The sequence below is a fragment of the Variovorax sp. 3319 genome, from assembly GCF_031456585.1.
In the GTDB taxonomy this organism is placed as follows: Bacteria; Pseudomonadota; Gammaproteobacteria; order Burkholderiales; family Burkholderiaceae_C; genus Variovorax; species Variovorax paradoxus_P.
Window position 1 is genome coordinate 1 of sequence record NZ_JAVDUZ010000028.1, and the last position, 7,208, is coordinate 7,208.

Here is a 7,208-nt window from a genome sequence, read left to right on the forward strand (position 1 = left end):
CAGCATGTTGGTGCTGGAGACCCAGCCGTAGTCGGGGCGCAGGTTGCAGCAGGTGTAGCCGGTGATGGGCTGGGTCAGCTTGGTGGCGCAGCCGGACAGGAGGAGGCCTGCGGAGAGAGCTGTGAACGCAGCGATGCGGTGAGGGGAAATGTGTGACAGCTTCATGGTTTTTCTTTTATTGGAATCAGAATTAATTGAAATCGACTAGCAACCCATCTCGCGCATCATTCGGCAACTCCATGAATTGATTAAAATCAAGAACGCGAGATTCAATTGAAATCATAATTTTTTCTAATTCATTTAAATGAACATCCAATAGCGTGAATCCCCCATCATCGACCAACTCAAAGTACAAAGGATGGGCAAGAGCAATGCCCGAGCATTTTCTCAACCTCATATAAGCCTTTTATGGATTAACAAATCCAATAAGTTACCCGAAAGATGCCACTTGCGGGTCGAGCGCAGATTTCCGGTGCGCAACTGGTCTAGAATCCAAGTGCCCTGCGTGATATCAATTTGTGAATGCTCTTTCAGAGCATCAAAATCAACCTTCATCGCCATCGCCTCCAATGCACGCACATCCAGCTCTTGACGCGCAATTTCATTGCCCATCAACGAGTTGGCGACAATGCTAAATACTCTCATCACCCTCCTGGGGGCGGGAAATAAAATGCGCCTGTCGATACGAGTCGACTCCTTGATCGGTAGAGTCTCGTATCCAAATTCAACATTGCAATTTTGGAATAAAGCATACGAAGGAGTATTCCCGTCCTCGCCCCAAGGAAGAAATGGAAAACAGTCGAAGCCACAGACACGGCATAGCGATTTACTGTCATTCATTTTGAATTTCAAAAATCAAGCTTCGATGGAAAGCCGTGTGCCGCCGGATCTGGCCTGAACATCGTTCTTGGAACCCCCGTCAGCCGTGCAAACAACGAATGTGTTCGGACTAATAGAGAAGTATGGCGCCCTTTTTGCGGTCTTTGCAAGGGTACCTATTGGTGACTAACCACAAAATTCTGCGCAGCTCCGGAATATTGATTCAATGAAGGCAGTTCAGAAAAATCGGTGCATGCAGCCCAATTACGACCCTCTTCCTGGCTCATTTTTATCAAGAACATGAAGGGCGAATTGCTCTGCTTCAATGACAATGGAAACAGATGCTGAAAAGCCATGGAGCCCACCACTCAAGTGATACTTCTTCAAGTTTTTGCTTCCTTGTCCTTCGTAGCGAAATACCACGCGATCCCCCCAAAAAATACCTTCGTTTCGTTGCTCGTACTGGTGAGCAACTAAATCAAACTCCCGAACCCCGCGAAAAACGAGAAGGCAATGGCCAACAAATCCTTCTTCATTTTTTCGGCTAAAGAGGTCAAACAAATCGGATCCAACATCAAGCCAATTGTTGACATAGATCTTTGCAACAGAATTAAGGCATAAATGCGCCCCATAATCGCATTCCGATGCATTTATTTCATCCCAGCAGTTTTCAATGATTTTCATTTCGGCTTTGTTTTCTTTACAAAAACAACGGTTTGCATTGTTGCAGGGGCAATCGGTTTGCCCTGCGTGGTCGCAAATGGTAGTCCTTGATATTCAGGGAGCAATGGCCCCTGGTATTTAATTTCCAATCCAAGATTATCTAGTTGCGCGGGAGTTGGCATGTTTGCAAAGTACTTGTTAGCTTGATTTCCATTTACAACAACCATGCCGCCCGGCTGGGTAATACGAGCTGCTTCAGGCAAATAGTCCATCATCGAAAATGTGCCCCCGGCCTCCCTGGGAATATATGGATTATTTGCAACCACTGTCGCCTGGCTGTTGCTTCGGATATTCGGCATACTTCGGGCATCAGGCGCAATAGCAGAAGGATCAGTAGGCCCAACACCAACAGCGCCGCTAATCTGAGGTCCCTTTGAGTCTGTAAATAATTCTACAGTACCACCTCGCGGAGCCTCGCGCAAAATTCGCCCATTTATCAGTTTCGCTCCAACTACACTGCCGCCCACGGCAACGCCCACTAGCGCTAAATCCGTCAGTGTTTGTTGAGCGACAATCTTTTGCCGCTCATCATAAATTGTTTTTTCCGTAGGTGTTGGATTGTCAGGCTTGAGATTTATCTGGCGAGTTTGCCAGTAAAAATCCCGATATTCAGGATTGTTCTTGTATTGGCTATAAACAAGTGGATTTCTGAAATCCGACGATGTTGCAGCAAAAATCTGTTGCGTACGCCCCTCCGAATCCACAAAGGTATTCTTTGCATTCTGGGAAATGAATGCCTTGGCCGTTATAAAGGCTTGGTACTCTTCGCTCGCAAAACTTCCCAGATTGTTTGAAATTGTGGTCTGGTTGTATAGATCGACGCTTGATTCGCCCGCCATCGTCAACCATGTTGCGGCCTCGCCTGGAGTAATGGGGCGGCCGAGTTTCTCGGAGAGCACGTCAGCGAAGCCCGCGGCGTTGCCCTTGATCCAAACTGTTTCTGTTGGGTGAAGCTGCCTGTTGTTAACGTCCACGCTGTAGGCAGAGGCCGCCCCAGCTGTTCCTCCTGCCGCGGCTCCGACCACAGCCGCCGTCACCGCGCCAAGAGCTTGCGCCACCGGTGCTGGCAATCCCATTTCGCTGATCGCTTCGCCGACTCGTGGCATGAGGGCTGCACTCGCGCCAGCTCCCAATGCGCCGGCCACGCCTCCGCCGAGTGCGCCTGCTGCGGTATGCAATGCAACCCTATATTCCCCCTTCTCCGCCCACTTGGCCGCTTCTTCAGGATCGGTGTTTTTCAACTCGTTCTGTTTCTTGTCTGCATAGGTGCCGATTTCCCTTGCCGCGTTCTGGTTGAACTGCTGCGTGATCTGCGCCTGCGCCTGCACGTCCGTGATGATGGCCTGCGTGTTCCAGTCCTTGACCAAGGTGCCCGCACTTCGGTTGTCCCCAGTCCTCACGCTCTGGTCACCCGCAATTCCCGAGATGCCGGACCACGTGACGCTGCTCTGGTTGCTGCCGCTGACGCTGCCCACACCCGCGCTGCCGCCGGGCCGGCTGTTCGGTCCCGACCACGCCGAGTTCATTTCCGTGGCGGGTGTCGTTGCCGTCGCAGCCTGCGGCGCTGTGGTGTAGCCGATGCCCACACTGCCGCTGACCGAATAGCTGCTGCCACTCGACTGGCTCACGTTCTGCAGGTCGCTCAGGGTGAGCGAACCGCCCGTGCTGAAGCTGTTCTTGCCGGCATCGATGGCCGCCTGCGTGCTCTCGATCACCGCCCCCTTCAGGTCGGTGTTGCCCGCCACCTTCACGTCGAAGCCTCCATCCCCGGCCTTGATGCCCGACTGCACGGCCGGGCTGATGAAGACGCCATTGGATTTGGCTCCGGCCGCGCTGGCGCCCACGGTGGCCACCACGCCGTAGCAGATCGGCGGGATGCAAAGGCTCAGGTTGAAGCCCGAACTGCTCTGGCGCGACTGGCCCACGCTCGCGTCCTGCAGGCTCTCGATGTTCAGGTTGCCGCCCACGTCGGCCGTGACCCGGTTGGCCTCGACCGTGGCCCCGCGCATGTTCAGATCGCCGCCCGAGCTGATGTTGACGGCCTTGCTGCCGCTGACCTGGGTGGCGTTGTAGCTGACCCCGTTCTGGTTGTTGCTGCCCTTGCCGTTGCTCACGCCAAGCTGAATGCTGAAGCCATTCTGTGCGCCGGCCCCGAAGGTCACGCCCACGCTGGCGCCGTGACTGGAGTTCTGGCCGACCGTCGCAGCGGTGTTCTTGCTGGCCTCCAGCGTGACGTCGTTGTCGGCCACCAGGTTGACGGTGTTGCCCGCCGCAATGGTGGAGCCCACGGCGCGGATGTTGGACTCTTTGCCGCCGCCCGTGGCCACGATGTTGACGTTGTTGGAGCCCACCACGCTGGAGCCCACGGCTTCGCTGGCGGTGCTGAAGCTGCTCGCCTGACTGGTGTTGCGGCTCGCGCTCACGCTCACGCCGTAGCTCAGCCCGCCGGCTCCGCCTGCGAGCGCACTGGCCGCGTCGTAGGCCTGCTTGCCGCTCATGGCCAGGTTGACGGCGCCCAGGGCCTGCATGCGGCCATCGCCGGTGTCGCCCATGGCCTTGATGGTGTTGGAGCCACCTCTGAGCGTGTCCGTGCTGATGCCCATGAAGCTCGCGCTGCCGCCCAGCTTGCTGCTGGAACTGCGCTGCACCGTCATGCTCTGCTCGGTGTTGAAGGCCTCGTTGATGGTGACGTTCTTCGCAAGAATGTTGACGTCTCCGCCTGCGAGTGGGCCGGCCTGCCCCGCGGCCATGACGCTGCTGGCGGTCTGGCGGTATTCGTTGCCGGCCACCAGTGTCACGTTACCCGCGAGGCTGGCCACCTGGCTGGCCTGCTGGGTGGTGCGGCTGGTCGTCTGGGCGCCAAAGTCCTTGATATGGCCCACTCCGGGCTGCGACCAGGAACCGATGAAGCCGCTCTTGGCATTGGCCGACGAACTGCTGCTGAACTGTGTGTTCTGGGCGCTCTCGATAGTGAGATTGCGCCCGGCCAGCATGGTGATGTCCCTGTCGGCCACCACCGTGGCCGCCTGCAAGGTGGTGTCGCGTCCGCTGACGGTCTGAAGGCTGCCGGCCGAGATGGTGGTGCCGACCGCTTGCGTCTGGGTGTCGACGCTGGTGCTGTTGCCCGAACTCTTGCGGTTGCCGTAACCGCCGACCGGCCCGCCGGCATCGGAGGCCAAGGCCCAGGCGCGCGACAAGGCGGTGCTGCTGGTGCGCTGCTGGCTGGCGTGCAGTTCGGTGCGGCTGCTGGTGGCGGTCGTGAGGTTGATGTCACGGCCCGCCGACAGGCTCATGGCGCCGTCGGAGTGGAGTTGCGCGGCCTGCAGGTTGATGTCGTTGCCGGCCACTGCAGCCACTGCCTTGCCGCTCAGGCTGCTGGAGAGCACCTCCGTGGTGGTGGTGCTGTCGAAGGTGCTGGAGCTCTTCTTCCTGAACAGGCCATCGGAAGATTTCTGCGTGGTTGTGGTGACGCTGGTGGTGGCCTGGCCGGCGGTCAGGTTGATGTCGTTCTTCGCGGTGGCAACCAGCGCGCCGTCGAGGCTGGCCACTGCGCCGGCGCGGATGTTGATGTCGTTGCCGGCTGCGAGGCGCACGTTGTCCTGGGCTTGAACGACCGAACCGACCTCGCGGCTTTGCGAGGCGGCTACCGTGGTCTGCTTGCCTGCGCTGCTCATGGCGCTGGACTCGGTCACCGTCCCCATGTTGATGTTGCGCCCGGCGCCCACCGCGGCACTGCCACCGCTGACCAATGCGGCACCGATCAGGTTGACGTCTCGCCCGGCCGAAGCGATCAGGGTTCCGCCGGGATTCGTCACATACACGCCCGCCACACGGTCGATGGTGGTGCTGCTGGTCAGCCCACCCGCGCCGCTCGCGCTTTGCGTGGTGGTGCGGATGTTGATGTCGCGCCCTGCCGTCAGCACGGCAGCGTCTCGCGCAGTGATGCTCGCGCCGATGTTGTTCAGGTCGTTGCGGGCATTGATGCCGATGCTGCCTCCAGCGATCCGGCCGCCAAGGTTGTTGACGTTCTCGGCGTCGATCGATACCAAGGTTCTTCCGGCGATGGTGCCGGTATTGACAAGGTCGCCCGTGCTTTTGATGACGGTCGCATCGGCACTCAGCAGCGATCCCGATCCATCGATGTCGCCCGGCCGCACCCGCACATACACCTGCGGCACCAGCACGCGCTGCGTGGTGCCGTCCGGCAAGGTCACCGTCTGCTCGACCAGCCACACGATGTCGCTGGTCAACTGCGCCATCTGCGCGGCGCTCAGCCCTACCCCCGGACGCAAGCCGTACTGCTTTGCGAAGGTCACGCCCGCGTTCATCAGCGCGGTGTACTGATCATCATCATTGTCGAAGCCATCCAGGTAGCGATAGCCCGTGAGTTGCGCCACCTGCTCGCGAATGAGCTTCTGCTCGTAGAAGCCGTCGCCCAGCCGCTTGAGGATGTTGTTCGGGTCTTGGCCGAGGTTGTTCAGCAGGTAGTCGCTGCTCAACCACATGCGCTTGTTCGTGAAACGCGGATCGGTCTCGATCAGGTAGCCGCCCGGCCCGGCGTGAATGCCGAAGAGGCTGGCGGTGGGAAGGCGGGTGTTCGGCGCGCTGGTGCGAACGACCATGGGCACGGTCTGCCCGGCGCCCGCGCTGCCGCCGCCGGCCGCGTCGGCTGCAGTGCCCGAGGTCTGTGCAACCCCGCCGACATTGGCAGGCACTTGCACGATGACCCCTGCACCGCCTGCGCCATTGACGCCGCCGGTGGCCTGCGCATTGGCATTTGCACCGCCGATGGGAGCCGCCCCGGCGTTGTAGCCGTTCGTGGCGTTGACGTTGGACGTGTACTCATAGCCGCCCAAGGCAATCTGCTGTGGCGGCAGTGCAAGCGGGATGGTTTCCTGGAATACGCCGAAGCGGTCATACACATTGGCCACGTCCAGCGTGGTGACTTGGCCCGTCAGCGGCGCACCGGCGACATAGTCGTTGGCCGTGATGGTGCCACCGGCCAGTACCTTGCTGTTCTCGTTGTACAAGCGCCCGTTGACGTTCATGTCGCCGCCCGCGACGATGCGCGCGGGATCGGCGCCGACGGCCGTGTCGGCCGTTATCGTGGTGACGTGCTTCCACGTTCCCCAGACATTTCCGCCGGGGTTCAGCAAGGCGCCCTGGCTGCCGTCGGGATTGCGTGCCCAGACGTAGGTCTGCCCCTGAAGGGCGATGACATCCTCGGGCGCAAAGATGCCCACGCCCTCGATACCGATCTTGTCGTAGACCTGGAGAGTCGTTGCCTGCGGCCCCAGCGTGATGTGCGTGTCCTTGTTGTTGATCTGCGCCATCGAGAGGGACATGTCTCCCATCGACTCGATGTCCGCGCTCAGGTTGTTGAGCACAGCGCCCTGGCCGGTCGCCTTGCGATTGGCATCCAGCGCCCCGCCGATGTTCATCGAGCCTGCACCCAGGCCGCCGCTGAAGATCAGCGCGTGCTCGCGGTTGTTGATGGTGCCCGCGCCGATGTCCAGGGTGTCGCGCGCCGCGATGGTGCCGGCCTTGGTCACGCCGTTGGCCGTCTCGGCTTCGTTGTTGAGCGTGCCCGCGGCAATGGAAATCGCATCGCCGTAGATGCGGCCGGTGCCGATGTTGTTCAGCGTGCCCGCGTCGATCTGCGTGGC

The 7,208-nt window shown here is 59.5% G+C and carries 4 protein-coding genes; 1 reads left to right on the forward strand and 3 read right to left on the reverse strand.

The features are described 5' to 3' along the window. Positions 1-393 precede the first annotated feature (393 nt). From J2X67_RS27595 to J2X67_RS27605, 3 genes are all read right to left on the reverse strand, one after another. Entirely contained in the window at positions 394-840 is a 447-nt protein-coding gene (locus J2X67_RS27595; RefSeq protein ID WP_309958191.1) for a hypothetical protein, read from the reverse strand. Positions 841-1,083: 243 nt separating this feature from the next. Beyond that, positions 1,084-1,503 carry a hypothetical protein gene (locus tag J2X67_RS27600; RefSeq protein WP_309958193.1) on the reverse strand — a complete coding sequence of 140 codons (420 nt, stop codon included), beginning with the start codon at positions 1,501-1,503 and terminating at the stop codon, positions 1,084-1,086. After that, a complete protein-coding gene (locus tag J2X67_RS27605) occupies positions 1,500-6,875 on the reverse strand; it encodes a hemagglutinin repeat-containing protein (RefSeq protein WP_309958195.1) in 5,376 nt (1,791 codons plus the stop codon). Before J2X67_RS27605 ends, J2X67_RS27600 begins: the two co-directional genes overlap by 4 nt. A 144-nt stretch (positions 6,876-7,019) precedes the next feature. Between J2X67_RS27605 and J2X67_RS27610 the strand changes: the two genes are divergently transcribed. Next, the coding region (locus tag J2X67_RS27610) for a hypothetical protein (RefSeq protein ID WP_309958196.1) at positions 7,020-7,208 on the forward strand (189 nt) is incomplete at its 3' end.

Coding starts and splice junctions, on each gene's coding strand:
- J2X67_RS27600 (WP_309958193.1), bottom strand. CDS start 1,503: ATGAAAATCATTGAAAACTGCTGGGATGAAATAAATGCATCGGAATGC.
- J2X67_RS27605 (WP_309958195.1), bottom strand. CDS start 6,875: ATGGCGCAGATCAACAACAAGGACACGCACATCACGCTGGGGCCGCAG.
- J2X67_RS27595 (WP_309958191.1), bottom strand. CDS start 840: ATGAATGACAGTAAATCGCTATGCCGTGTCTGTGGCTTCGACTGTTTT.